Here is a 25,427-nt window from a genome sequence, read left to right on the forward strand (position 1 = left end):
GAACTTCCTCTATTTGTTACGACAACAGTGACAATATTCCTACAAGCGGAATGCGGACCCAATCCGGCCGATTGTTAAGCTCATAACCAAGCTCATAGAGGGCCTTATCCAGCACATATGCATTCAGGACAAGCTGAAACGCCTCATCATTGCGTGGAACGATCGTAGACTCTGCGGCCGTTTGTCGATAGGCGCGCAGAAATTCTTCAGCGACCGCTGAAACCCATAACCTCGCCCATGGCTCCATCTGGTGAGGATCTTCCGGACGCCGCGTTGTATGTTTCGCCATCGCTGAGAATGCAGCGTAATGAAAGGATCGCAGCATCCCTGCCACGTCTTTCAAGGGCACCTGCTTTCGTCTTCGCTCTACAAGAGTGCGAGCTGGCTCACCTTCAAAGTCAAGAATTACAAAGTCGGCCTTCGCTCTGAGTACTTGTCCGAGGTGATAGTCACCATGGATTCGGGTCCGCACAAGATTTTCTTTCACTTTGGCCAACTGGCGTAAGCCGGCGATTGTGTCTCGCCTCTTGCTTAAGACCAGAGCCCCCATTTCAACAGAATCGTCCGCGAGATGAGATAGATTGGCCTTCAACAGTTCCATCATTTGTGCCGCATGGTTCGCAAGTTCGGCGCTGATCTGCTCTATCTCCTTTGCCGAAACAATTTCCGGCCGAAACTCTTCGATCTCATCAGACGATGCGAGCGCCAAATGCATCTCGGCAGTTCTGCGGCCGAGCATACTCGCCGCTTCAAGGTAAAAGCCCGCATGCGAACGCACCGACTCAATCTCGGTCGCCGCATGGCTGTCCAGCGGAAGTGAAGCCGAAGCGCAGCTTTCGAAATAGCGCTCCAATTCTTCCAGCGTCCATTGCCATCCATCACCTTGGTTGGCAACAAGTCCCTGGAGCATTACAAGTGTTGCAGGCGACTGGCCGTCTCTCGAGTATTCAATCGATCCGCCAAACGGTGCAATCTGCGTGAAATTGGTGCGCTCGGTAAAAAACCGCGCAATTTCCGTATCAGGATTCGGCCCGAATTCCTGTTTACGGAAACACTTCATTATAAGTTGATCACCAAACAGGATCGATGTGTTGCTCTGTTCTGCCGAACTACGTCGCACAGAAACATCATCATCCACACCACGCATTAGTTCGGCGAGCACCCTGCTCGACGACCCGCGAATGGTTCCATACCTGCTCTGGATCGTCTCATCTTGCGAGATAACCGAAAGAAGCTTGCGGCAAGCGCTCTCACGGACTGGAGCGTCGCACAAAAGTCCCTCGCTATCAGATGTGCGGACATTTGCGACAATCGCATTCGAATTTGTGTCTCTCACCACCTGTGCAGCTTCGCCGTAAAGAACGCTCAATGGCACGAAGTAGCTCTCCATCCCGCCCTCGACGAACTCAACGTTTACCATCACAAGCGCAGAGCGGCCATCATCGAACGGACACCAGTCTGTGACCGTCGCAGACATGATTTGCTTTGACTTGGATCCAAACCAACGTTGCCGTTGCAGGAACTCCGGCAGTACAGTCGCTTTCAGCTGATCGCCGTTGGGACCGGTAAAAATGGCTTCCCAATCAGCTTCACGAGCAGTCTCAATCGCCACCTTCGGGCTCTCATTGACCGCGGGCTCACCCCAATTCGCCGACGCGGGCTGGATCTCCAGCCAGAGAAAGCCATAGGGACCGATCGTCAAAGGATACGCCTGCTTGGTAATCGTCGGAAATTCCACGTAGCCAAGCATTTCAATCGGCGTCATCCCCTCGAACTCAGCTAAGTCGAGTTGCACGGGCTGCGCGAAACGCGAGAGATTCGCCAGGCATAGTACCTGCTCATTACCGTACTGACGAACGTACGCAAGCACTTTTCTGTTCGCTGACGGCAAAAACTTGAGCGTCCCTCGTCCGAAAACCTGAAACAGCTTGCGCAAAGCGATCATGTTGCGCATCCAGTTCAGAAGCGATGACGCATCGCTCTGCTGCGCTTCTACGTTGATCGCCTGATACCCCCAGACTGGATCCATAATTACTGGGCTGTAGAGTTGCGCTGGGTTGGCCCGCGAAAATCCTGCATTGCGATCAGCCGTCCACTGCATTGGGGTACGTACGCCATTGCGATCACCGAGATAAATGTTATCGCCCATCCCGATCTCGTCGCCGTAATAGAGAATGGGCGTTCCTGGAAAAGAAAACAAAATACTATTCAGTAGCTCGATGCGTCGACGGTTGTTGTCAACGAGCGCAGCCAGCCTGCGCCGTATTCCGATATTGATGCGCATTCGTGGGTCCGCACTATATGCCAAATACATGTAGTCGCGCTCATCATCCGTCACCATTTCGAGTGTCAACTCATCATGGTTACGTAAAAACAAACCCCATTGACAGCTCTCGGGAATCTCGGGCGTCTGCGCCATGATTTCCGTAATTGGCAGACGGTCTTCCTGGCGCAGCGCCATGTAAATGCGCGGCATCAGCGGAAAGTGAAATGCCATGTGGCATTCGTCGCCGTCGCCAAAATACGGACGCACATCCGTCGGCCACTGGTTCGCTTCCGCCAGAATTACCCGATTGCTGTAGCCCTCATCCATCGCGGCACGAATTTTCTTGATCGTCGCGTGGGTTTCCGGGAGATTTTCGCAGTTGGTGCCGTCGCGCTCGACGATGTATGGAATCGCATCCAAACGCAGCGCATCCACCCCCATGTCAAGCCAATAACGGAGGATCTTTAGCACCTCTTCCATAACCAGCGGGTTGTCGTAGTTCAAATCCGGCTGATGCGAAAAGAAGCGATGCCAGAAATATGCCTGCGCCACCGGATCCCATGTCCAGTTTGATTTCTCTGTGTCAGTGAAAATGATGCGGGCGTCTTTGTACTTCTGGTCTGTATCGCTCCAGACGTAGAAATCGCGCTCGGGTGACCCTGAGGGTGCATGGCGCGCGCGCTGGAACCATGGATGCTGATCGGACGAGTGATTGATAACCAGCTCAATCATCACCTGCAGGCCACGCTGGTGTGCCGCATCCAGGAAGGCCTTGAAATCGTCGAGCGTTCCATAGCTGGGGTGGACTGTCAGATAATCGGCGATGTCATAGCCGTCATCACGTAGGGGCGACGGAAAGAATGGCAAAAGCCATAAGCAGGTAACACCCAGGTCCTGCAGATAATCGAGCTTCTGCATCAGCCCCGGGAAGTCGCCGATGCCATCACTATTGCTGTCTGCGAAGGCACGCACATGCAACTCATAGATGATCGCGTCCTTATACCAAAGAGGATCACTTGCACTGCCCGCTTTTTTTGCTCTTCTCACTGGAGTTATGTGCGTGCCCATCGTCGCGCCCACTATTACAAGTAATAATCAAAATCTTTTTCAGTTCGAACTCGCCGCATCACGCGCATGACGTGTGCCGGAATCTCAAATGGAGAGAGTTCGACATAGTTTCTCGATCCTTGCCACAGATAACGTTTGTCCGCAAGCTGGTCATGTAACTGAAACGGCTCACGTGGATTCAGCCCCAGTCTATTGAGATCTAACTCAACCCATCCCGCTTGAACATGGAAAGGATCGAGATTCACAACTACCAGGACCGTATTGTCGCCTTCCGCACTTCTCTTGCTATAGCAAATGAGGTAAGGATTATCCGTCGTATGAAAGAACAACTCATGGTTCATTTGCAGAGCAGCATTCTCTCGCCGTGCTTGATTTACCAACCGGATCACGGCGGTCAGACTTCTCTGAGCAACGATGTCCCACTGTTTTAGCTCATATTTCTCTGAGTTCAAGTATTCTTCGCCGCCTGGCTTCGCCGGGACGTTTTCTAGTAGCTCAAATGCCGGGCCGTATATCCCATAGTTTGTTCCTAAGGTTCCCGCTAGAACGAGACGCGACACAAACGCTGCCTTGCCGTCTATCTGTAACGATTCCGGCAAAATGTCGGGCGTATTTGGCCAGAAATTAGGACGGAAGTATTCTTTGATCTCAGTACGCATCAACTGTTCAAGATATTCCGTGATTTCCGGCTTCGTGTTTCTCCATGTGAAATACGTGTAGGACTGCGAGAATCCGAGTTTTGCAAGACGTTCCATCACGCGAGGACGCGTGAATGCCTCCGCCAGGAAAAGCACATCCTCGTGGTCGCGCTTGATTTCAGCGATGGCCCACTCCCAGAACAGAAACGCCTTCGTGTGTGGATTATCGACGCGGAAAATACGGACACCCTGTTCAATCCAGAAGACGAACACGCCTTTCAGCGCATCCCAGAGTTCCGACCAATCTTCGCTCTCAAAATCTAGAGGATAAATATCCTGGTATTTCTTCGGCGGGTTTTCCGCGTATTGGATAGACCCATCGGCTCGATGCTTAAACCATGAAGGATGCTCTTTCACCCATGGGTGATCCGGCGAGCATTGAAAGGCGATGTCCATGGCCATTTCCAGCCCAAAGTCTTTCGCCCTTGCCTCCAGACGTTTGAAATCGTCAAGCGTCCCCAGCTCGGGATGGATCGATGTATGACCACCCAGATGAGAACCAATCGCCCATGGGCTTCCGACATCGCCTGTTTCTGCAGTTACGGAATTGTTTTTGCCTTTTCGAAAACTCTGCCCTATCGGATGTATTGGAGGTAGATAGAGAACATCAAAGCCCATGCCCGCGACGTATTCCAAGCGTGCTTCTGCATCCTGGAACGTTCCATGCTTTCCAGGAATAGCTGAACATGAACGCGGAAACATCTCATACCAACTGGAGAAGCGCGCCTTATTACGATCGACAACAACGCGCAGTTCCCGCTCATATTTTGTTTCGAGGTCAGTGTCCGGGTAGCGCTCCATCGTTGCGGCAAGTTTTGCGTCAAGAGCTACTACCTTGGTGTCTTCATCTCCACTCTTAGTTCTCAGGATGCGAGCCCATTCGCTCAGTTGGATTGCATCCTCGCCTTTCGCGCGCTTCGCTACCTGCTCCACGAGAATGCCGCCCGTTTGTAGTTCCAGAGCGACATCTTGACCAGCCTCAAGCCGCTTCATCAAGTCGCTTCGCCAAGTGCCGAAGTGATCGACGCTCCCTACGATCGCGTAGAAGTATTCTCCCTGCCGATTGACGCGGAATGAAGCCTGCCAGCGATCATTCCCCAGCGACTCCATCTTGACGCGAAGCGGAGCTTCATCCTTGCGGCGGAACAAGAGATAGCAGACCACTCGATCATGTCCGTCCCCAAAGACGTTTGCTTCTATTCGAACCGAGTCGCCAACAATACGCTTGATTGGAAAACGGCCTGCGTCGATCTCAGGATCAACGCCTTCAATCACTACGCGTTTTCTTCCATCTACAGGCTTCGTCATGATCTAACCGTTCTAACTGAAATAGACGCACGATACCCCTCGCGCCTGCTGGATGGCCGGACCTCTCCAGTAAGAAGATGCCTCCTGGAGAGAATTCGTTCCTTGCGATCCGAAAGTATTTTGGGGTGAAGCACGTGCGCGAAAACAATATACGCCATGGCGTTGTCGCGAAACGCATAATGGCCCAGAAGTAGACTAGAACATGTTGGGATACTTGCGCCGCCAGGCTCCTGACGGCGCTGGCCGCTAATTCTCCTGCAGCAGACTCGGCTCCTCGGGCGACCGCAGACGCACAAGCCGGTCAATCGTGTAAGGAGCGCGCTGCGTTGCAGTGTGGTAATGCCGCACTTGAAGTTCACCAAGAAGCCCAATCGCAAGCATTTGAATGCCCGCGAGAATCAACACGCCGGCGATCACAAAGAGCGGCCCGTGCTGGTCCATCACATGCTGATGCGTGAACAGTTTCAGCAGCAACAGAAAGAACGAAATTGCTCCTCCACCAAGCATGCTCAGCGCGCCGAAACTGCCGAAGAAGTGCAACGGACGCGTCATGTACTTCAACAGAAAACGAATCGTCAGCAGATCGAAGAAGACGCGGAAGGTCCGGCCAATACCGTAGTGCGATTTTCCTCTCTCGCGATTCACATTCTTGATCGGAACTTCGCAGATGCTGGCTCCATACCAGGAGGCCAATGCGGGAATAAACCGATGCATCTCGCCGTAGAGCGGAATATTGTGGATGACTTCCCGGCGATACGCCTTGAATGTCGTGCCAAAATCGTGGATATCCACACCCGAGAGTTTGGCCATCAGCCAATTAGCACAACGTGACGGAATCCGCCGCATCACGAAGTTGTCGATGCGCTCCTTGCGCCATCCGCTTACGACGTCGTAGCCCTCTTCCAGCTTTTCGAGGAAGTTCGGAATCTCATAAGGATCATGCTGCAGGTCGCCATCCATGGCCAGAATGAATTCGCCTTGGGCATGATCGAAACCGGCCGCCAGGGCCGACGTCTGACCAAAATTGCGCCGCAGCTTGACAACCAGCACGCGGCTGTCGACCGCGGCAATCTCTTCCAGCATCTTGTAAGTGCGGTCGCTCGATCCGTCATCCACAAACACCAGTTCGAAGCTGTCGCCTACCTGCTCCATCACGGCCTTCAGACGGTCATAAAGAGTGGTTACATTATCTTCTTCGTTGTGAAAAGGGACGACGATGGAATACTTCGGCATATCCATATAATTATAGACTTTCGACCCGCCGAACCGGCTCAAACATTCACCGAGCAGAATCCGAACCCGCACCTCTCACTACTGACACCATGCTGTCAGCAGCCCTCTCGTACGCTGATTTTGCAGTCAATTCCGCCCCATCAGAGAGGACATTATGCCAACCGCACAGGAAACAGCTACATCCACAATCGTGTGGTTTGAGATTCCCGCCACCGACTTTCCCCGCGCCATTCAGTTCTACGAAACAATTCTTGGCTCGCCTTTGATTCACCAGGCTGCCTGGCCGAATCTGGCCATCTTCCCCTATCAAAAACCAGGCGTCTCAGGTGCCATCGGCTATGGTGAAGGGTTCAAACCGGCAGGAGACGGCGTCATTATCTACCTCAATTGCGATGGCAAATTCGACGCGGTTCTTAACCGCGTGGAAACGGCCGGCGGAGCCATCGTTGAGCCAAAGAACCATTTGCCCGGAGTAGGTTGGATTGCTCAAATCCGTGACAGCGAAGGTAACCGTATTGGCTTGCATGCCGCAGCCTAGGGAGTGGATCCCAAACAAAAGCTCTAAGATGGTCCGGTATGCGTCGCGCCGACCGGCTCTTTCGAATCGTCCAACTGTTGCGCTCTGGGCGGCTGCAAACAGCGCGCCATCTCGCCGAAAAGCTACAGGTCTCACACCGCACCATTTACCGCGATGTGCAAGACCTGCAGCTTTCCGGGGTTCCCATCACCGGCGAAGCGGGCGTCGGCTATACGCTGCGTCGCGACTTCGACATTCCGCCGCTGATGTTTGATCGCGAAGAAATTGCCGCGCTCGTCCTCGGAGCACGCATGGTGCAAGCCTGGGGTGGCATGCAGCTTGCTGAGGCTGCCAATCGCGCCATTCGCAAGATTGAAGCCGTACTTCCGACCGACCTGCGTGAGCGCGTTGACGATGTCTTGCTCTACGCGCCAGGTTTTCGCGCCCCCGCAGAAGTTCGCACCAGACTCGATACATTGCATACAGCGGCACAGGACCGCCGAGTTGTCCTCATCGCTTACGCGCGCGAAGACGGTCAACAAAGCGTACGACGCGTGCATCCGCTGGCTCTTTATTTCTGGGGTGGCGCATGGACGCTGGCTGCCTGGTGTGAGCTGCGAAACGATTTCCGTAGTTTTCGTGTAGACAGAATGGAACATCTGGAGAGCTTGGGCGAGATATTCGTTCCCAAAGCAGGCCAAATGCTCTCTGATTTCCTGCGGCATATTCGCGCCGAACTCGACCGTAGAGATTCATGAATCGATGAAAAGTCACGCCAAGAATGAAAGGGCGGAACCGAGGTCCCGCCCGGAGCCATTAGCTGCCTAATCAGAAAGTGAAACGTGCGCCTATCTGAATCAGACGGGGACTGGCCGCCGCCGTGATCTTGCCGTTCAGTGTGGACGCAAGGTTCGCCGTCGGCGCATTGAGGCTCACCATATTGAAGGCGTTCGTGGCCTCACCGCGTAACTGCAACGTGAAGCGCTCAAAACTAATATTGCGGAATACCCCCAAGTCGATATCCCGGTAACCCGGTGCACGAAGATAGTCGCGCGGCGTGTTGCCATCCGCGCCACCCGGACCAATACCCAGACCCGGACCGTTAGCCGTAAATGCATTGATGTTGAACCACTCGGCGGCAGCGGTAGCGCGCTTTCGATGGGAATTCAGAAATGCGTTCTGACCGGCAACAAGGTTTGGGCGGCTGTTATTGGCGCTGTCAAAGTTCTTGTTTGAACCGGTTACGATGTTCACCGGTGCGCCGCTGTTGAGAGTTGCGATCGACGATATCGTCCAGCCATTCGCAAGCTGCTTCATGAAGAAGTTCCCACCCCTGTAGTAGTCGATATTCCAGATGCCCGAGATGCTGGCCATGCTGCGTCGATCATTGTCCGTCGGGCCTCGTTCCTCCCATAAATTGGCGAAATCCTGCGCATAGGCAATTCCGACAGCTGACTCATTGGAGCTTTGGAACGAATGGCTCCAGACATAAAAGCCGTTGAGCATGAGGTTGTGCGTCAATCGCCGCTGCACTGAAAACTGCATAGAGTTATACGAAGCGGTCTGGTTTGTTGTAAGAAATATGTTCTGCCCCAAAACACCCGGATCGTAGGGACGCCGCGCATTGATGCTGGTCTGCGAGGTGCTAGCTCCCGGCGCATAGGGTGCGTAATTGTCGTCGATCATGATCGGAAGATCGTGCGACAACGTACCAACGTAGGCGAGCGTCGCGGTGAACTGGCCCGGCAACTGTTGCTGAACCGAGCTGTTGATTTGATAGACAAGCGGCCATTGGGCGTCTTTTGAAATGCTCTCGATGCTTGCGGCGGGCAGGAAGCGTGGATTCGACGGAGTGTACGTATATGGAAATGGATCTCCATTAGGAAAAGATGCCGGATTTCCGTAGACGTTCGTAAACGAGACAATCGAGTTGAAAGTCTGGCGAATGGCGAAGGGCTGCGCGTTGGCTGGCTGGTTCCACTCATTGCCGCTTACGCTGCCATAGAAAATACCTCCAGCGGCGCGAACTGCCGTTTTTCCGTCACCGAAGGGATCCCATGCCAGGCCGACACGAGGCGAGATGTGGTGCCAGCGCAGGTCGGCGATGCCTCGCGGTATGCCTTTGTCACCTGGAAAAAGCATGCCCAGAGGTGCGCTGGGAACGACCGTTGATTGAACATTAGGCACAAAACTAGCGGTAAGGTTCGAAGACTCGACAGGCGGGACGTCAATATCCCACCGCAATCCCAGGTTCGCCATCAGCCTCGGGGTCAAGCGGTAATCGTCCTCGATAAATAGCGCGGTATGCCAGTCGCTCAGGAGCCCATGGTAAGGAGTGTCCTGTTCCATCGTATTGACCTGACCGGTGACAAAATCGGCGAGCGCGTTCCCGGTGGTCGTGGGGGCGGATGTTTGAAAGGTGAAAACTCCGAAGTTATACAGGTTTCCCACGATCATGTTCTTGTCCAGCGCCAGCTCGCCGCCGAAATTGAGCGAGTGTTTGCCCTTGGTCATGGTGACCAGGTCGCGTAATGAATAGAAGTCCGTGGTAGTCACCGGGCCCGCGAGCGCTCCCCCAACACCGAAATATCCGGAGACGGTAAGCTGAGGCAACGCTTTCGGCCCTTGAATCGTGAAATTTGATCCGAGATCCCCAAGAGAAGTCGCCGGGAGATTGACCCGTCCTCCCGCTACTCTCGTAAAGCCGATCCAGGTCTGATTGGCGGTCGTTGGGCTGAAAGTATGAACATCGCTGATATTCACGTTTTGCTGGGTAGAGAATGACTGGTTGATATCCCAGAGCAGATTGGTGGTCGTCGACCCGTTGGCATTTTGGGTGGATTTGAGATAGAAGTAGGTCGCTGAAAGATGATCCTTGGTGCCAAGAACTTGATCGTATTTCCCCAGATATTCGTTCTGATTTGTCGGACCGGTGAAAAACCCCGTCCAGGCATTGTTCGCGCTATTAGGCAGAGGAATGTACTTGCCAATGATGTTTGCGGCTGTAGGGTCTAACAACGCAGACGGAACGCATCCCACAGTCGGCACCTGGCAGTTAGGAGAACCGTTGGTGCCATCCACCTTGGTCTTGGTGCCGGGCAAATTCGGAATCACCTTCGATTGCGTGAAGTCACCCTGCCGCTCCAGCGCTGTGGGAACCACGCCGCCGCTGAGGAACTGCCCCACAGTTTGCCGCAATCCGGCATAGCTGAAGAAAAAGAAGGCCTTATCGCGCTTGATCGGACCGCCGACCGTGCCGCCAAACTGGTTGCGGTGATATGGCGGGTTCAGGGTTGCATTCCACGGAGTCGCGTTCAAATCAGTATTGCGCACGAATTCAAATAGAGAACCGTGAAACTGATTCGTCCCCGAGCGCGTTACCGTATTGACTACAGCGCTCGACATACGGCCATACTGGGCAGAGAAGTTGCTGGTTTCTACGCGAAACTCCTCAAGCGCATCCGGGTTGGGCAGCGGGTTTCCATAGTTGCGGATGCCGGTCATGTTGCTGCCGCCGTCCAGATAAAAGCTGACCATGGGAACGCCGCCGTCTATACCTCCATTAACCACAACCTGCGTCGACGGCACGCCAATCACGTAGTTGGGAGTACCACTGGGATTGGTGGCAGGACTGGCGCTGTTGGATTGCACGCCCGGCGTGAGCGAAAGCTCCGCATACGCATTGCGATTCACCAGAGGTAGACCAATAATCTCGGCCGGCTGCACGGTTCTCGCCAGTGTCGCCGAGTTGGTATCAATAAGGGCTGGCGTTTCTGTAACTGTGACGGTCTGAGTTTCTGCGCCGACTGCCAGAGTAATACTCAGAGCTTGCGTCTGATCGAGCGCTACAGCAAGATTCTGCTGCACAAATTTCTTAAATCCGGCCTGCTCCACTTCAACGTTGTATGTGCCAACCGGAAGATATTGGATGAAATAGCTTCCTTCACTGTCTGTTGTGGCCGACCGCGAGAGACCGGTTTCGACATTCGTTGCTCTCACGGCTGCTGCAGGGATCGCCGCACCCTGTTCGTCCTTAACGGTTCCTCTGATCGCCCCGGTAATCTGCTGAGCGCCGGAATCGATCGCAAAGCTTACGAGGAATAGTCCGACGGCAAAAACGGCCACAAGAGCGCTGCGGACGACTCCTTTCCTGCCTCCAAAGAAAATAGACTGCCTCTCAATTGTTTTCACTGGAATCTCCCTTTCAACTTCAGAACGGCCCATCATCCATACGCCCTTCATCGCTGCCGGACTGAAGGGACGCTGGACTATCTAGCAGTAAGTACAAGTATGCAAAAATGACTGTCAATGAATGGCACTGGCAGTTATCTCGCTAGGTGGTACGACGGTGCGTTTTAGGGAATATCGGTTCTCAGAGCGGTACACTGCGAGCTGTCAACGGAAGAGCCATGGCGATTTCCTTCGGCTTCAATTCGCCAATGGATGACACCTTGTCTTCTGCGTCCCCGCGGCACTCTTGCTCGCATCACGCCGCGCAAATGAATGCGGCTAGAATGTTTTCATTCGAGGAAAGAACATGCGTCGAATCACGTTGATTGCCACAGCAATCTTTGCGATCTTCACCGCAGCAACCGGTCTGGCAGCCGATTCAAAACAAGACAAGGACCTCTTTACCGTGCGCGAAGCTGTCTGGCGCAGTTGGTTCGCCGGCGACATCCAGACACTCGAAAAGCTCGTTCCCAAAGACACCATCGCCATCAATTCTGGTGAAGAAAAATGGCAGAATCAGGCCGAGATATTCCAGGAGTCCACGCAGTTTCACGCCTCTGGGGGAAAACTGATCCGGCTGGAATTCCCTCATACCGATATACAACGCTTCGGGAACGTCGCAATTCTCTACAGCAAGTTCGTGTACGAGATTGAGTCCAATGGCAGGCGATCCGTTAGCTCAGGACGCGCCATGGAAGTCTTCGTCCTCACAAACGATCAATGGACAAATCCCGGCTGGCATACCGATCGTGAAGATTAACGCGCTCGTCAATATTGAATGGCTGGTCGATTGAAGGGCTGGTCGGCGAATCTTCTCATCACAGCAGATCGAGCCAATTGCACGTTAGCTAGAGCTTTCCAATCTCCTCGACAGCGATACGGGCAGCTTCCTCGCACGCAGCGCGGTCCACGTCATGATGCGTAACGAACCGAACCGAATTTCTTCCCACTGTCCCGCACAAAACACCACGCTGCTTAAGACGCAATACCAATTCCTCAGCCTTGCCCCTTTCCTTTAGGCCAAAGATGACGATGTTCGTCTGCACTGTCAGGAGGTCAAGCTCAATCTGAGGCAACCCGGACAACCGCTCAGCTAAATACCGGGCGTTCGCATGATCATCAGCCAGCCGCTTTGGCATTTCTTCCAGAGCAATCAGCCCGGCAGCCGCCAGTACTCCCGCCTGACGCATGCCACCACCAAGTGCTTTGCGTACCATGCGGCCACGTTCGATCACCTTGCGGCTACCAACGAGCATCGATCCAACAGGCGCGCACAATCCCTTCGACAAGCAGAACATCACCGTGTTGAAGCCGCTGGTAAGCACGGCCACGGGAACATTCAAAGCAACTGAGGCGTTGAAGATCCGAGCACCATCCAGATGCAGAGGAATCCCCATCTCGTGCGCGCCATTCCATATCTCACCAAAGACCGCAAGAGGGGTCACGGTTCCGCCAGCCATATTGTGCGAATTTTCCAGTGAGATCAAACCTGTCGGCGCATTGTTGAAAGTCGGGCGCTTGATGGCAGGCTCAATGTGCTTCCAGGTCACAATCCCGCGCTCCGCAGCCACCGCGCGGAATTGGCAGCCGGAGAAAGCCGCGGCCATAGCCATTTCCCAATCGACGATGTGCGCTCGCGACTCGCAGATAATCTCCTGCCCTGGTTGCGTGTGCAGTCGAATCGCAATCTGGTTTCCCATCGTGCCGGTAGGAACAAAAAGTGCCGCCTCGCGTCCAAATATCTGCGCTGCGCTAGCCTCCAACAAGTTAACCGTTGGATCTTCGCCGTAAACGTCGTCACCCACTTCAGCCGCAGCCATCGCGGAACGCATGGCTTTTGTTGGCCGGGTTACAGTATCGCTGCGTAAATCGATGAATCCAACCGGGCTCTGTGACAACACCTCATCCCTGCGCTCTGTTTCAGTCGACATATTTCTGTTTTACACCGAGGCGGGTTCGCCAATATCGATGACATCCAAAAACCGCGCGAAGACCTCGTTCGACAGCATCCGGCCCCGCAGACTCAGGGCAATCTGACGAGCACCGGGGGTGAGAAGCCCGTCTGAGGACAAATCCTCGATAAGAGGTTTGTATGGTTCTACGAGTTCCCTGTCAAATTCCGTCTCCATCTGCTGCAGGTCCACGCCTTCATTCAACCGAAGACCTAGGAACCAAGCTTCTTCGAGTTCCTCCAGTCGCGTGAGCGATCTCGCATCTTCCCATCCTGGTGAAGACAGATAGCTCTGCAGGTCATCGGTAGTGGCAAAGCGAATCGCAGTGCCGTTTTCCGTTCGCAACATCGAATGAGCGTCCAGGCCGAGTCCCAGATAAGGCAGCCGCCGCCAGTACTTCAAATTGTGAACGGATGCAGCACCCATTCGTGCAAAATTCGAAATCTCGTACTGTGCCAACCCACGCTTGGCGAGCACATCGACCGCTTCGGTATACATATCGGCAATCGCGTCGTCTGACGGGATCGCCGCTGCAAAGTATCGCGCGCCGCCGCCCAGCACCTCGCGCCCCAGACGCGACTCGTCATCCACTTCCAGCATGTAAATGCTCGCGTGATCGACACCAGAATCCATGAGAACATCCAGCGACTCAGTCCATGATGCTGCCGTCTGATGAGGCAAACCTGCAATTAGGTCGGCATTAACCCTTTCAACCCCCGCTCGGTACACCCGGTCTATGTCTTCGAGCGCAATCGCTCGTGTGTGCAGCCGGCCCGTAGCCTTGGCCTCCTGGTCGACGAATGACTGCACGCCGAAGCTAATGCGGTTCACGCCACAATCCACCATGGCATCCAACGAATCCTCTGCCAGTTGACCCGGAGCGCACTCGATCGTAATCTCCGCATCGCCCTTGACCAGAAAATGCTCGCGAATAGCGCCGAAAAGCGTCTTCAGCAGGTCAGGCGGCAGCAGGCTGGGCGTACCTCCACCCAAATAAACCGAGTCCGCGACGCGAGGCAAACCCGAAAATCGTCTGACCGCGGCTCTCAGGTCTTCGCACACCCTGTCGACATACCGCGCCATATAGCTCGATGGAAAAACCCCTGACGCGAAGTTGCAGTAGGTGCACTTCGAGCGGCAGAACGGCACGGAAATGTAGATGCCGAGGCTATCCATGGAAGGTTCTATCCTCTATTTTCTCATTGTGGACGCTTCGCCAATGACGATCCTTCAAACATCACGCCTCATCCTGCGCCGTTGGCGAGACTCCGACCGCCGGCCCTTCGCAGAAATAAACGCCGACCCACGCGTGATGGAGTTCTTCCCAAACCTCTTGACGCGCGAGCAGAGCGATCGTGCCATTGACAGGATCGAAGCCAGTTTTACAAAGCACGGCTTCGGTTTGTGCGCTGTAGAGCAACTCTCCAGCCATGAATTTCTCGGCTTCATCGGCCTTTCCGTACCAAATTTCGAGGCCGCCTTCACGCCCTGTGTAGAAATCGGCTGGCGCCTCGCCGCACACGCCTGGGGACAGGGATTTGCCACCGAAGGTGCCAAAGCGATCGTCGCCTATGCTTTCGAGACACTAAAGCTCGCCTCGCTGGTCTCTTTCACGGCCGAACAGAACATGCGATCCCGTCGTGTGATGGAAAGAATCGGAATGACCTTTGATACCGCCGACAGCTTTGATCATCCAATCCTGCCCGAAGGTCATCTATTAAGACGGCATGTGCTCTATCGGCTTCGCGCCCCAGGAGTCCGCCAACCCGTAAAATAGAGTCAGGAGCGCATGGCCGAACAGGAAAAGCCGAAAACCGGGGTCCCCGACACGCGCGGTTCTCGCGTGGTGGGGCAAAAACAAGCTCAGCAGCAGGAAGACGAAGTCGTCGGCAAAGCATACGACGGTCGTCTGATGCGCCGCCTCATCCGATACTTGTATCCCTACAAGCTGCCTGCATTTATCTCTCTTGCCGCAATCCTCATCAAGGCCGGCTCTGACGTTCTCGGTCCATATCTCACCAAAGTCGCCGTCGATCGCTACATGACCGCCCAGGTAGCGGCCAAACCCTCATGGCTCGCGCGCCATCTTAGTCCAAACGCATTCACCGGCATCAGCCAGCTCGCCGGCCTGTATCTCGCCTCGCTCGTGCTGAGCTATTTCCTCGAATTCGTCCAGACGTACCTGATGCAATGGACCGGCCAGAAAGTTATGTTCGACATGCGCAGTCAGATCTTCCGCCATCTGCAGCACATGCACATCGGCTATTTCGACCGCAATCCTGTCGGACGCCTGGTTACGCGACTCACCAGCGACGTCGACGCATTGAACGAGATGTTCACCTCCGGCGTCTTCGCTATCTTTGAAGACGTCTTCGTGCTGGCCGGAATCGTCATCGTCATGCTGCGCATGAGCTGGTGGCTGGCTTTGCTCTCGTTTGCCGTCCTGCCATTCATCCTGCTGGTCACGCGACTCTTCCGCAAACATGTGCGCGATTCCTACCGCCGCATTCGATCTGCGATTGCCCGGATTAACTCCTACACGCAGGAACACGTCAGCGGCATGACAGTCGTGCAACTCTTCAATCGCCAGGAACGCTCTTTCAAAGAATTTAAGGCGGTCAACCAGCAGCACATGGACGCCTTCAAAGACGCGATCATGGCCTATGCACTCTACTATCCGGCAGTCGAAGTCCTAAGCTCCATTGCCATCGCCCTGGTCATCTGGCGCGGAGGATATGGTGTCCTCCATACAACCGTTACACTCGGCGTTCTCGTCGCCTTCATGCAGTACGCGCAACGCTTCTTCCGCCCCATTCAGGACCTGAGCGAGAAATACAACATCCTCCAAGCCGCGATGGCCGCAAGCGAGCGCATTTTCAAGCTGCTTGATACGACCCCGGAGATTGTCCGTCCCGCTCACCCGAAAGAAGGCGACAACTCAGGCCGAATCGAATTCCGCAACGTCTGGTTCACCTATCAGCGACTTGATGAAGCCCAGAAAGACCGCATCCACCACGCCAATGCTACCGAGTTGGCCGCGATGGATGACATCGAATGGATCCTGCGCGGTGTCTCCTTTGCCGTTGAACCCGACCAGACCGCGGCCATCGTCGGCCACACGGGAGCAGGAAAGACAACCATCATCAGCCTGATGATGCGGTTCTACGATATCCAGCACGGCAGCATCCTGGTCGATGGCGTCGATGTGCGCGAGCACGACCTCACCAAGCTCCGCCAGCGCTTCGGTGTCGTTCTGCAGGACCCATTTCTCTTTTCCGGGACCATTGCCGACAACATCCGCCTGGGCTCGCAGTGGATTTCAGACGAACGCCTCGAAGAAGCGGCCGACGAAGTCAACGTCCGCGACTTCATCCATTCGCTGCCTGAGGGTTTTGCCGAACCTGTGCGCGAACGCGGGAATGGACTGTCGACGGGCCAGAAGCAGCTCATTAACTTCGCCCGCGCTTTGGCGCACGACCCAAGAATCCTCATCCTCGACGAAGCCACATCGAGCGTAGACACAGAAACCGAAATGCGCGTTCGCCTTGCCCTTGAGCACATGATCGAAGGCCGAACCTCTGTCGTCATCGCTCACAGGCTCTCGACTGTTCAGCGCGCGGACGTCATCCTCGTCATGCATAAAGGACAATTGCGCGAGGCGGGCACACACCAGGAGTTGCTCACGCAACGCGGAATCTACTGGAAGCTCTATCAGCTCCAATACAAGGATCAGGAACTGCCGGAATCTTTCCCCACACTCAATCCAAGCCTTGCCGTCGGGACCGACTAACCGCGCATGGCTCCAGCCTCCGATCAGCCCAAAATCTTCATCTCTACAGGCGAAGCCAGCGGAGAACATTACGCCGCACAGCTCATCCCGGCAATCCGCAAGCTGGCCCCGAACGCCGAATTCTTCGGTCTTGGAGGCCAGCGCATGGAAGCGCTGGGCTTCCGCCGCATCGTCCGCGCCGAAGATGTCGCGGTCATGGGGATCACCGAAATCATCCAGCACATTCCGCGAATCTACGGCGAATATCGCAAGCTCAAGGTCAGCATTGCGAAGGAGCGGCCCGACGCCGCGATTCTGATCGACTTCCCCGACGTGAATCTCTCGCTTGCCCGCACCCTGCACAAGCTCGGCGTCCCGGTCATCTATTTCGTCAGCCCGCAGCTCTGGGCGTGGAAGAAGTACCGCATCCACAAGGTAAGACGCTTCGTGGACCGGATGCTCGTCATCTTCCCCTTCGAACAGTCGTTTTACCGCGAGCATGGGGTCAACGCTAGGTTTGTCGGCCACCCGCTTGCCGAAGTGCCCCTGCCTTCCATCTCACGAAAAGACTTTGCTGACCAATACAGTCTCGACCCGTCCAAATCATGGGTGGGTCTGCTGCCTGGCAGCCGCTTCAAGGAGGTTCGCCTCAACCTTCCGGAAATGATCGAAGCCGCCAGTCAACTGCAGGAACCACTCGAATTCCTCGTACCGCTCGCCCCCACGCTGACGCCGGAACATGTCGCCCACGTCCGCACTATGCTTCCCGCCGACGGGCTGCCCGCCGGCGGCCCACGCATCACGCTGGTCGAAGATGCCCGCGCCACGCTGCATCATGCGCGCGCCAGTGTCGTGGCCAGCGGCACGGCCACAGTCGAGGCCGCTCTCATCGGCAATCCCTTCATCGTCGTCTACCGTGTTTCTCAGTTGACGTATTCTGTTGCCAAGCGGGTTGTGAAGGTCCCGCATGTGGCTATGGTCAATCTCATTGCCGGACGCGAAGTGGTTCCAGAACTGATCCAGAGTGACTTTACGGCGGGAAACGTCGCCTCACACTTGCAGAACTTGCTGCACAATGAACGGGCCCGCGCCAAAATGCATGCGGATCTGGCACAGGTGAGCGCAACTCTGCATGCGGATAAGAGTCCCATTGAGCAAGTGGCCAGCATCACAGTAGAGTTAATGGGTCCAGCACGATGAAGATAAGAATGATGAAGCACTGCAGTACTTTTCGCCCTGGAGCTTCTTTCTGGGGAGCAGTTCTGTTGTTGACGGCCGCTGCTTCAGCATCTGCCCAGCAAAAGCAGACGATCAACATCACCGGCTACACCATCAATGCCCAGTTGAGCCCCTCCGATCACAAGCTCTCCGCTACGGCACAGGTCACTTTCACTGCGCTCGACAACACTGATACTGCGATCTTCGAACTGCACGGCGCGCTCAAGGTCGAGAAGGTTACGACGACGTCCAACCTGCCGCTCAGCGGCGAGCGCGGTCCCAATGCCACAGTCATCGTCACGCCAACGACTCCGCTGGTCAAAGGGCAGCAGTACACCTACATTTTTACCTATGACGGCATGCTCGACGGCGATGCCGGCAGCCCGGTTGAAGGGCTGAAGCTGGCACAGGTCGGCGACCCAACGAGCTACCTGCTCTACGCTGGCCGCTGGTTCCCGATGGTTGGCTACATGACCGATCGCTTTACCGCCGACATTCACGTCACGCTTCCCGCGGGCTATCGCGTGATCGGGAGTGGCCCCACGACATCTGCGCCCGGCGCTGGCGGCGAACAGCATAACTTCCATTGGAGCAAGCCCGGATTCCCCGGAACGATCATCGCCGGCAAGTTTGACGCGCCTGTGTCTCCCGCGTCGAATATCCATGTCTACGCCATGGAAGATAAGAAACAATCCGCGCAGGATTATGGCCAGACTGCGTTGCGCGAGTTTGCCTTCTTCACCAGCACTTTCGGCGTGCCTGAATCCACGCAGTTGAATGTCGTGGAGTTGCCCAACGACACGGTTCCCGCGGCCTGGGCGCCGGAAATCGCCGCAATCGCAGGCTCGCGCATCGGCAACAAGAACGACTTCCGGCTCCTTTCCAATACGATTGCCCATCAATGGTGGGGCAGCGAGATCAGCCCCGCAACCCTGAATGACGCCTGGATCACCAACGGCATGTCGCGCTACGGCGAGCTCATGTACCTGGAAGACACAGCTGGCCGCAGCGCCATGAATGCAGCCATTCTGGACGTCTCCTCTGGCGCTCTTGCATATGACACAATTCCGCTCACCAGCGCAGGCCGGCTCGACGCCTTTTCGCCACAATTCCAATCCATGACCCTTGAGAAAGGCGGGCTGGTCTATCACATGTTGCGCTGGGAAGTAGGCAATGACAGCTTCTCGAAGATTCTCCGCGCAACGCTTTCGCAATTCACCGACAAATCGATCAGGACGAGCGACTTCGAAAAGCTCGCCGAGGCGCAGTCGCAACAGCAGCTCACACCGTTCTTCGCGCAATGGCTCGACGGCACTGGCGCACCGCAATTCAACAACAAATACGCCGTCTACCGCCTCGGCAACAACAAGGGATTCCGAACGATCGGGGAAATTCAGCAGGATCTCGACCTCTTCAACATGCCGGTCGAGCTGCGCATCGAGACGGACGGCAAAACCGAGATCCGCCGCGTCGACGTCGTCGGCTCCGACTCGCAATTCGTCGTCGATACCTTCGGGCGTCCACGCCACATCACCATCGACCCCGACAACTGGATCCTGAAAAACTCGCCTGACATGCAGGTGCGCATCCACATCCTGCGCGGACAGCAGCTCGTGGCCCAGGGAGACACGACTGGGGGTCTCGCAGAGTATCAGAATGCGCTCAAGGCCAATCCGAACAGCTCGCTGGCAAGCTACCGTATCGGCGAAGTGCTCTTTACCATGCGCAACTACCAGGCAGCGATCAACTCCTATCGCGACGCGCTACGCGGCGATGATGATCCCAAGTGGACCGAAGTATGGAGCCACATTCAGATCGGCAAGATCTTCGACGTGACCGGTCAGCGCGAACGCGCCGTGCCCGAATACCGCCAGGCGCTGCAGACCAACGACAACACACAGGGCGCGCTCAACGAAGCCCGCAAGTACCTGCAGACGCCGTACAAGCGCGAGGAAAACGAGTAATTCGCGGTGAAATTCGGCGAGCCCGATGGGCACCACCCCCCTCCCCCCTGGGGTGGCTTCGCGCGTCATGTGTTTTCAATCACTTAGCGGGGCAACAACATACTTGCCACACCATGCGGAAAGAGGGAGAATGAAATGACTCCCATAATATCTTCCGCCGAGGTTCTTGGACCGTACATCATGGAGCGCAGATACACTAATGCCGCTTTCAACCGGGCAGGGGACTTCATCGCGAGCAGAGGCGATGAATGGCTACAACTAATCAAGACTGATTTCCAGTCATGGAACGCACGTTTTAGCAAAGAGTTCGGCATCATGGCAGAGTGGCGCAATCTTCATGCCATGCCTTTAAAAGCTGTATCCGCGTTGCTGTCTTCTGAGGCTACTAACATTGACGGAGCACCTATTGTGGTTGAGCGGCTGAAGCGTTATCTATCAATTCGCTCAAAGTTGCAGAGATTTCCCGTTACGAACCTGACAACGATACAGGATATTGCGGGATGCCGCGCTGTCGTTCAGGATGTGCGTCACGCATATGAATTGAGAGACCGCATTGTGCAGCGTTTTGGCTCTCGATCTGATGGACCGCAGATTGTCCCGAAGTGGTGCAGGGACTATATCGCGGAACCTAAGCCCGATGGTTATAGGTCCATTCATGAGGTCGCTAAATTTTACAGCCTAGATCCATCGGTTTCTCATTGCAACGATCTCAGGGTAGAGATTCAGATTCGGTCGCGAATGCAGCATGCGTGGGCTATGGCGGTCGAGACCGCTTCTGCGGTAACTAACCAAGCATTGAAATCCGGAGACGGTGAAGCACTTTGGAAAAGGTTCTTCTTCCTTGTTGCCGAGATCATGGCCTTCAATGAGGGGACCCAGAACGTCTTTGCAAACAAAGAGGAGCATTTCAATGCACGTCGCGAAGCTTCTGGACTTGCTACGCAATTGCGTGTCGTAAATCTCCTGAGTGGCATGCAGCACGTTCTAGAGAGCTACTCTACTTTTGAGGGTAAAGGGGGCAATGACCTATACCTGCTTGAATTGCATGCACAAAATAGAGAAATCGGATATATGGGTTATGGAAAAGAAGACTTTAAGAAAGCATCGGAAGAATATGCGGAAAAAGAGCAGGCGAACCGCAACAACGAGGACATTCACATCGTCCTGGTTACTGCGGAATCTCTTAGCGATTTGAAGAGCGCATATCCTAGCTTTTTCTTGAATAGCGTTGGTTTTATTGACCTTATCAACGAGCAGGTCTTTGGCTCCTGACAGTGAGTTATGATAACGCCATGAAGCCGCCACCGAAGAACGTTGAGTTTGAGCGATTCACTGAAGCTATGCGGGGCATCATGAAGGTGTCGAAGGCGGATCTTCAAAGGCGTATAGAGACAGAAAAGCGGAAGCCTAAAGCCTCCGCTTCCCGCGCTTCTGGCGCTTCAACCAAACAGGAAGATTAGAAGCTCGTTTCTCCCACCTTGCCAGTCAGTTCTGCATAGGTAAGGCGCTTGCCTGCTATCTGCGATACTGCCAGCATGAAGCGGTCGGTATCATCCAGCGGATTGTCTTTGGTAGCGCGGTTGTTGAACCTGAAAACCTGCTCGTCCACGTAGCGATCAAGATGAAATGGTTCTACGGCAACGTAAGTGCCACGCAGACCGCGCTTCAATAGGCTCCAGAAGTTCTCGATGCCCTGAGTGTGAACCTGTCCGCGAACATATTCTTCTACGTGGTTCACAGTCTCGTGAACGTATTCTTGAGCGGCTAAATTGTCATATCCGGTGTAGCGGTCGGTATAGACCTTGGAGCCTTTTTCAATCTGATTCAGAATCTCGTTCTGCAAAGTCTCGCGCTTCACATTGGGTACAACCTTGGCGCGAACCTGACGGCTCTCGCGATCAAGCATGCCGAAGACTACAGGCTTCTGGTATCCCTCTTTGGCGAGCCTAGTACGCTTGCCAGCATGCATCTTGCGAGTGTTCGGACCAAAATGAGTCTCATCTACTTCGATAGCGCCATTACCGCCGATCTTCTCCCATGAAGTGTTCTTGAGCGCCAAACGGATGCGATGAAGCATGAACCATGCAGACTTCTGAGTGACCTTCAAATCCCGCATCAGTTCATAGCTACTGATGCCGTTCTTGCAGTTCACAACCAGCCATACAGCAGTGAGCCATTTATCAAGAGTGATTGGAGAATCTTCAAAGACGCTGCCAGTTTTCACGCTAAACTGCTTGTGACAATCCTTCGCCATGCATTTCCAGATGCGGCGGGAACTTAGGTAAGAGACGCGCTGACCATCGCAGTGAGGACAGGTCACTCCATCGGGCCAGCGCATCGAAGCAACAAAGTCCACGCACACATCGGGATCGGCGAAATAGCGGATTGCTTCAAGCATGCTTTTAGGGAATTTGTCGTCAATCTGCATGAAGTAATAGTACTCAATGACTCATGGTGTGTCAAGTATATTTATGCCCTTAGCGGGGGATCATCCCCCGCTAGGCCGTTGATTCTAATTGACTTAAGTCGATCCTAGTGTTTTCAATAACTTAGCGGGGGTCCTCGTCGCTGAGATTGTTCGGCGCCGTGCTCGTCTGAATGACGGTTTGCATTCGATTGCGCAAACTCTCAGAAATCTGCCCTTATTTCCATTATAGTTTTTGCGGCAAAATTGTACGCCAGTATTTGTTGTAACAGATATACAGTGGTTTGAATAAGATACACAGCATTTCTTCAGCTGACCTCTTGACAGGGCTCAATTTCCAATCGGCAGACTGATCTCCTGTTTACCCGGATGCAGCTGATATTCCTGGCCATTCCACACCAACTTGCCGCTAAGTTCTCCTGGCAGCGTGATTGTGGCCACCCACTCTTTCGCGTTCCGGCGATAAGCGGTTGCGATATTGCCGTCGCCGTGGGGCATTGAGGCCTCAATTTCATGCAACGCGCCGAGATGCGGCTCGATTCTTACTTGAGAAAAGCCAGGGGCGCCCGGATGAATCCCTGCCACGACGGTTAGCAGGTCGTAATTTGGATGGGCGCTCCACGCATGGCAGTCAGAGCGCGTCGGTTCCGGCTGCTCGGCCCAGGTTGACAGTCCGAGCTTCAGCATGTCGTACCACGGCTTCAACTGGCTGACATACAAGTCAGCCATCCCGGCATGTTCCAGCGCCCGGGCCAGGTAAAAGCGGAAGTAGTAGCTCATCGCCGACATGGGCGGAACTGCCTTGCCATGGGCCTGCGTCTCTCTGCCTTCCTGCGAAGCAAGAACGCGCTGCAGAATCGCCTTCTGCTCTGCGCGCGGAGCAACATCCTGCCACACAGCCAACACGTTTGCCTGCTGGCTGTAGCTCTTCTTCGCCGGAGTGTCTGCATACACCCCCTGCTCGGCATCCCAGTTCAGACGGTTCAAAGCTGCGGATGATTTCTCAATCGTTTTCCGATAGACCGCCGCCCGTTCCTTGCTCCCGTACTCCTGCTCAAGCTCGGCCGCATCGCGCAGAGCCTCAATGAACTGCGCGGTGAGAAATGTCGAGCCGCCATCGGCTTCCTGCGGCGGGTCTCCACCCTGATAGCCGCTCGTCCAGTCGCCGAACTCCCACCACTTCACGCGGCCCATCAGACCATCGTCGCGTAGGTGCAACGCATACCAATCGATCACGCCACGCGTGCGCGGCAGCGTTTCACGCACCAGGGCCTCGTCGTTCACGTACATCCAGTAGTCGTGCAGCATGTCCACCCAGAGCAGTGAGAACGGCGGGATGAACTGCGGCAGGCGCGATGGATAACGGCTCTGCGTAAGCCCTTCGGGAATAATGGACGATTGAATGTTCGTGATGGCCTGTTTGCCAAGCCGGCTATCACCGGAAACGGCATAGGAGATGAGGGCTTGGATGCGCGTGTCGCCAACATACTGCAACTGCTCCCAGTAGGGAGCGTCCATGTACGTCTCATGCGCGCAAAGGCGTGCCGTGCGCCAACCTGTGTCCCAGAGCTTTTTCAAGTCGGGAATGTCTCCGGTGATGCTGGCTCTTTCGACAAATGGATACGCATTGAACCACCCATCGAGTTTTTCCAGTTTCAATGGAGCTGATTTTGTCGTCACATCCACCTGCAGATAGCGCCATGTGCGCCACCACAGCGGTTGAAATGCGCGCTGGTCGGTGCCATCACTGATGAATATGTCCGACACACCCTCGATATGCCGCCCTTCTATCTCGTTGCGATTGCCCTTCTCTCCCTTCGCGTCATAAAGGGCCTCGGCATAGGTCAGGCGAATCTCCGCATCTCGTCCGCCACTCACCGTCAGTTCAGGATAGGCACTCTGCAACACTTGGTTGTCGAACAGCAGTGTCGCGTGTGTATTCGCCGGAATCTCCAGCACGCCCTGAGGATTAGAGATAATGCCCGACACTCCATTCATGCGGACGATACGGCCTGCCATCGTCGGTCGATGCTCCATCGCCGGAAGCTGGTCCTGAACCAGTTCCCAGTTGTTGTCGGCATCCTGCGCCTCGCGCGTTGCAGCTTCTCCAATCGCTTCGGCCGCATGCCATGCGGCAGTATCGGAGACCGCGGGTGCATCCCAATCCCACGTAACCATGCGGCCATCCACGGTCTCACCGGGACCAGCAGCGTAATATCCAGCGACCCCGTTCGTCGCAGCCAAGCCGCGACCTTTCTCCTGCTTCACTTGCCATGAAGCATCCGTGTTCGCGACTTCTTCCGCAGACGTATCGCCCTGCAAGAGGAAGCCGGTGCGATTTGTCATCTGCGCAATCGGGGCGCGCGTGCCGAAATTCCATACCGTCGCCGCAAGAACGTTCTTGCCTGGCTTCAACATCGGAGCGAGATCGATTGTCTCGAAGCGCCAGTGAAAGAGATCGCCGCGCGCCGGGCCTTCACCCGCGTATTGCCCGTTCACATGCAGCAGGAAGCGATTGTCGGCGCTCACGTGCACCCAGAAATGCTCCGGGGCCATCGCGAACGTAAGTTCTTTTCGGAAGTAGAAAATGCCGACGTCCTTCTGTGGAGCATCCGGACACGTGATCCAATGCGCATGCCACTTGCTTTCGACCAAAGCAGGATTGAGAGGCTTTGCTTCCTGCGCCGCCATGGCTGCGGCAGAAAAGAGCACCACTGCGAACAGAAGTACGCGAGACATGTGGGACAGACTACCAGAACAACTCTGGGCGAGGCGCTGA

16 protein-coding genes are annotated in these 25,427 nt (G+C 55.0%); 8 read left to right on the top strand and 8 right to left on the bottom strand.

Going from position 1 to position 25,427, the window contains the following annotated elements:
- Window positions 1-16: 16 nt before the first annotated feature.
- The 3 genes from treS to H7849_RS10700 form a co-directional block, all read right to left on the bottom strand.
- Window positions 17-3,334 (bottom strand): maltose alpha-D-glucosyltransferase, encoded by a 3,318-nt coding sequence (gene treS / locus H7849_RS10690; RefSeq protein WP_186746389.1) that lies wholly within the window; start codon window positions 3,332-3,334, stop codon window positions 17-19.
- Window positions 3,335-3,348: 14 nt separating this feature from the next.
- The gene (locus H7849_RS10695; protein WP_186746390.1) at window positions 3,349-5,340 is read right to left on the bottom strand and encodes a maltotransferase domain-containing protein; all 1,992 of its coding nucleotides are present in this window, start codon (window positions 5,338-5,340) and stop codon (window positions 3,349-3,351) included.
- 246 nt (window positions 5,341-5,586) lie between these two features.
- The gene (locus H7849_RS10700) at window positions 5,587-6,573 is read right to left on the bottom strand and encodes a glycosyltransferase family 2 protein (protein ID WP_186746391.1); all 987 of its coding nucleotides are present in this window, start codon (window positions 6,571-6,573) and stop codon (window positions 5,587-5,589) included.
- A 154-nt stretch (window positions 6,574-6,727) separates the two neighbouring features.
- On the opposite strand from H7849_RS10700, the gene H7849_RS10705 reads away from it, so the two are divergent.
- Both H7849_RS10705 and H7849_RS10710 read left to right on the top strand, forming a co-directional pair.
- The gene (locus H7849_RS10705; RefSeq protein ID WP_186746392.1) at window positions 6,728-7,111 is read left to right on the top strand and encodes a VOC family protein; all 384 of its coding nucleotides are present in this window, start codon (window positions 6,728-6,730) and stop codon (window positions 7,109-7,111) included.
- Window positions 7,112-7,149: 38 nt separating this feature from the next.
- Window positions 7,150-7,848 (top strand): helix-turn-helix transcriptional regulator, encoded by a 699-nt coding sequence (locus H7849_RS10710; protein WP_186746393.1) that lies wholly within the window; start codon window positions 7,150-7,152, stop codon window positions 7,846-7,848.
- A 70-nt stretch (window positions 7,849-7,918) separates the two neighbouring features.
- Here the strand turns inward: H7849_RS10710 and H7849_RS10715 are convergent, their stop codons facing one another.
- Window positions 7,919-11,281: a TonB-dependent receptor gene (locus tag H7849_RS10715; protein WP_186746394.1), complete on the bottom strand. Its 3,363-nt coding sequence runs from the start codon at window positions 11,279-11,281 to the stop codon at window positions 7,919-7,921.
- 346 nt (window positions 11,282-11,627) lie between these two features.
- On the opposite strand from H7849_RS10715, the gene H7849_RS10720 reads away from it, so the two are divergent.
- A complete protein-coding gene (locus tag H7849_RS10720) occupies window positions 11,628-12,080 on the top strand; it encodes a nuclear transport factor 2 family protein (protein ID WP_186746395.1) in 453 nt (150 codons plus the stop codon).
- An 88-nt stretch (window positions 12,081-12,168) separates the two neighbouring features.
- Here H7849_RS10720 and H7849_RS10725 read toward each other — a convergent pair whose 3' ends face one another.
- On the bottom strand, window positions 12,169-13,251 hold the full coding sequence (locus tag H7849_RS10725) for a threonine aldolase family protein (protein ID WP_186746396.1): 1,083 nt from the start codon (window positions 13,249-13,251) through the stop codon (window positions 12,169-12,171).
- Between the two features lie 9 nt (window positions 13,252-13,260).
- Complete coding sequence (gene hemW, locus H7849_RS10730; protein WP_186746398.1) at window positions 13,261-14,448, bottom strand: radical SAM family heme chaperone HemW; 1,188 nt, start codon at window positions 14,446-14,448, stop codon at window positions 13,261-13,263.
- On the opposite strand from hemW, the gene H7849_RS10735 reads away from it, so the two are divergent.
- The 5 genes from H7849_RS10735 to H7849_RS10755 all read left to right on the top strand — a co-directional run bounded on the left by H7849_RS10735 (window position 14,447) and on the right by H7849_RS10755 (window position 21,495).
- On the top strand, window positions 14,447-15,049 hold the full coding sequence (locus tag H7849_RS10735; RefSeq protein WP_222439796.1) for a GNAT family N-acetyltransferase: 603 nt from the start codon (window positions 14,447-14,449) through the stop codon (window positions 15,047-15,049). The genes hemW and H7849_RS10735 overlap by 2 nt on opposite strands.
- Before the next feature lie 12 nt (window positions 15,050-15,061).
- A complete protein-coding gene (locus H7849_RS10740) occupies window positions 15,062-17,062 on the top strand; it encodes an ABC transporter ATP-binding protein (RefSeq protein WP_186746400.1) in 2,001 nt (666 codons plus the stop codon).
- A gap of 6 nt (window positions 17,063-17,068) precedes the next feature.
- Entirely contained in the window at window positions 17,069-18,241 is a 1,173-nt protein-coding gene (lpxB, locus tag H7849_RS10745; protein ID WP_186746402.1) for a lipid-A-disaccharide synthase, read from the top strand.
- A gap of 8 nt (window positions 18,242-18,249) precedes the next feature.
- Window positions 18,250-20,223: a M1 family aminopeptidase gene (locus H7849_RS10750; protein WP_251106738.1), complete on the top strand. Its 1,974-nt coding sequence runs from the start codon at window positions 18,250-18,252 to the stop codon at window positions 20,221-20,223.
- 135 nt (window positions 20,224-20,358) lie between these two features.
- Window positions 20,359-21,495: a RelA/SpoT domain-containing protein gene (locus H7849_RS10755; RefSeq protein WP_186746403.1), complete on the top strand. Its 1,137-nt coding sequence runs from the start codon at window positions 20,359-20,361 to the stop codon at window positions 21,493-21,495.
- A 184-nt stretch (window positions 21,496-21,679) separates the two neighbouring features.
- On the opposite strand, the gene H7849_RS10760 is transcribed toward H7849_RS10755, so the two are convergent.
- Complete coding sequence (locus tag H7849_RS10760) at window positions 21,680-22,651, bottom strand: IS1595 family transposase (protein ID WP_186746405.1); 972 nt, start codon at window positions 22,649-22,651, stop codon at window positions 21,680-21,682.
- A gap of 327 nt (window positions 22,652-22,978) precedes the next feature.
- On the bottom strand, window positions 22,979-25,387 hold the full coding sequence (locus tag H7849_RS10765) for an alpha-L-rhamnosidase-related protein (protein WP_186746407.1): 2,409 nt from the start codon (window positions 25,385-25,387) through the stop codon (window positions 22,979-22,981).
- Between the last annotated feature and the right edge of the window lie 40 nt (window positions 25,388-25,427).

Source organism: Alloacidobacterium dinghuense (assembly GCF_014274465.1).
GTDB lineage: Bacteria > Acidobacteriota > Terriglobia > Terriglobales > Acidobacteriaceae > Alloacidobacterium > Alloacidobacterium dinghuense.

What these genes read in the sequence shown, in the direction of transcription:
- H7849_RS10765 (WP_186746407.1), bottom strand. Translation starts at nt 25,387, where the DNA reads ATGTCTCGCGTACTTCTGTTCGCAGTGGTGCTCTTTTCTGCCGCAGCC.
- H7849_RS10750 (WP_251106738.1), top strand. Translation starts at nt 18,250, where the DNA reads ATGATGAAGCACTGCAGTACTTTTCGCCCTGGAGCTTCTTTCTGGGGA.
- H7849_RS10720 (WP_186746395.1), top strand. Translation starts at nt 11,628, where the DNA reads ATGCGTCGAATCACGTTGATTGCCACAGCAATCTTTGCGATCTTCACC.
- H7849_RS10695 (WP_186746390.1), bottom strand. Translation starts at nt 5,340, where the DNA reads ATGACGAAGCCTGTAGATGGAAGAAAACGCGTAGTGATTGAAGGCGTT.
- H7849_RS10740 (WP_186746400.1), top strand. Translation starts at nt 15,062, where the DNA reads ATGGCCGAACAGGAAAAGCCGAAAACCGGGGTCCCCGACACGCGCGGT.
- hemW (WP_186746398.1), bottom strand. Translation starts at nt 14,448, where the DNA reads ATGGATAGCCTCGGCATCTACATTTCCGTGCCGTTCTGCCGCTCGAAG.
- H7849_RS10760 (WP_186746405.1), bottom strand. Translation starts at nt 22,651, where the DNA reads ATGCAGATTGACGACAAATTCCCTAAAAGCATGCTTGAAGCAATCCGC.
- treS (WP_186746389.1), bottom strand. Translation starts at nt 3,334, where the DNA reads ATGGGCACGCACATAACTCCAGTGAGAAGAGCAAAAAAAGCGGGCAGT.
- H7849_RS10700 (WP_186746391.1), bottom strand. Translation starts at nt 6,573, where the DNA reads ATGCCGAAGTATTCCATCGTCGTCCCTTTTCACAACGAAGAAGATAAT.
- H7849_RS10735 (WP_222439796.1), top strand. Translation starts at nt 14,447, where the DNA reads ATGGAAGGTTCTATCCTCTATTTTCTCATTGTGGACGCTTCGCCAATG.
- lpxB (WP_186746402.1), top strand. Translation starts at nt 17,069, where the DNA reads ATGGCTCCAGCCTCCGATCAGCCCAAAATCTTCATCTCTACAGGCGAA.
- H7849_RS10705 (WP_186746392.1), top strand. Translation starts at nt 6,728, where the DNA reads ATGCCAACCGCACAGGAAACAGCTACATCCACAATCGTGTGGTTTGAG.
- H7849_RS10725 (WP_186746396.1), bottom strand. Translation starts at nt 13,251, where the DNA reads ATGTCGACTGAAACAGAGCGCAGGGATGAGGTGTTGTCACAGAGCCCG.
- H7849_RS10755 (WP_186746403.1), top strand. Translation starts at nt 20,359, where the DNA reads ATGACTCCCATAATATCTTCCGCCGAGGTTCTTGGACCGTACATCATG.
- H7849_RS10710 (WP_186746393.1), top strand. Translation starts at nt 7,150, where the DNA reads ATGCGTCGCGCCGACCGGCTCTTTCGAATCGTCCAACTGTTGCGCTCT.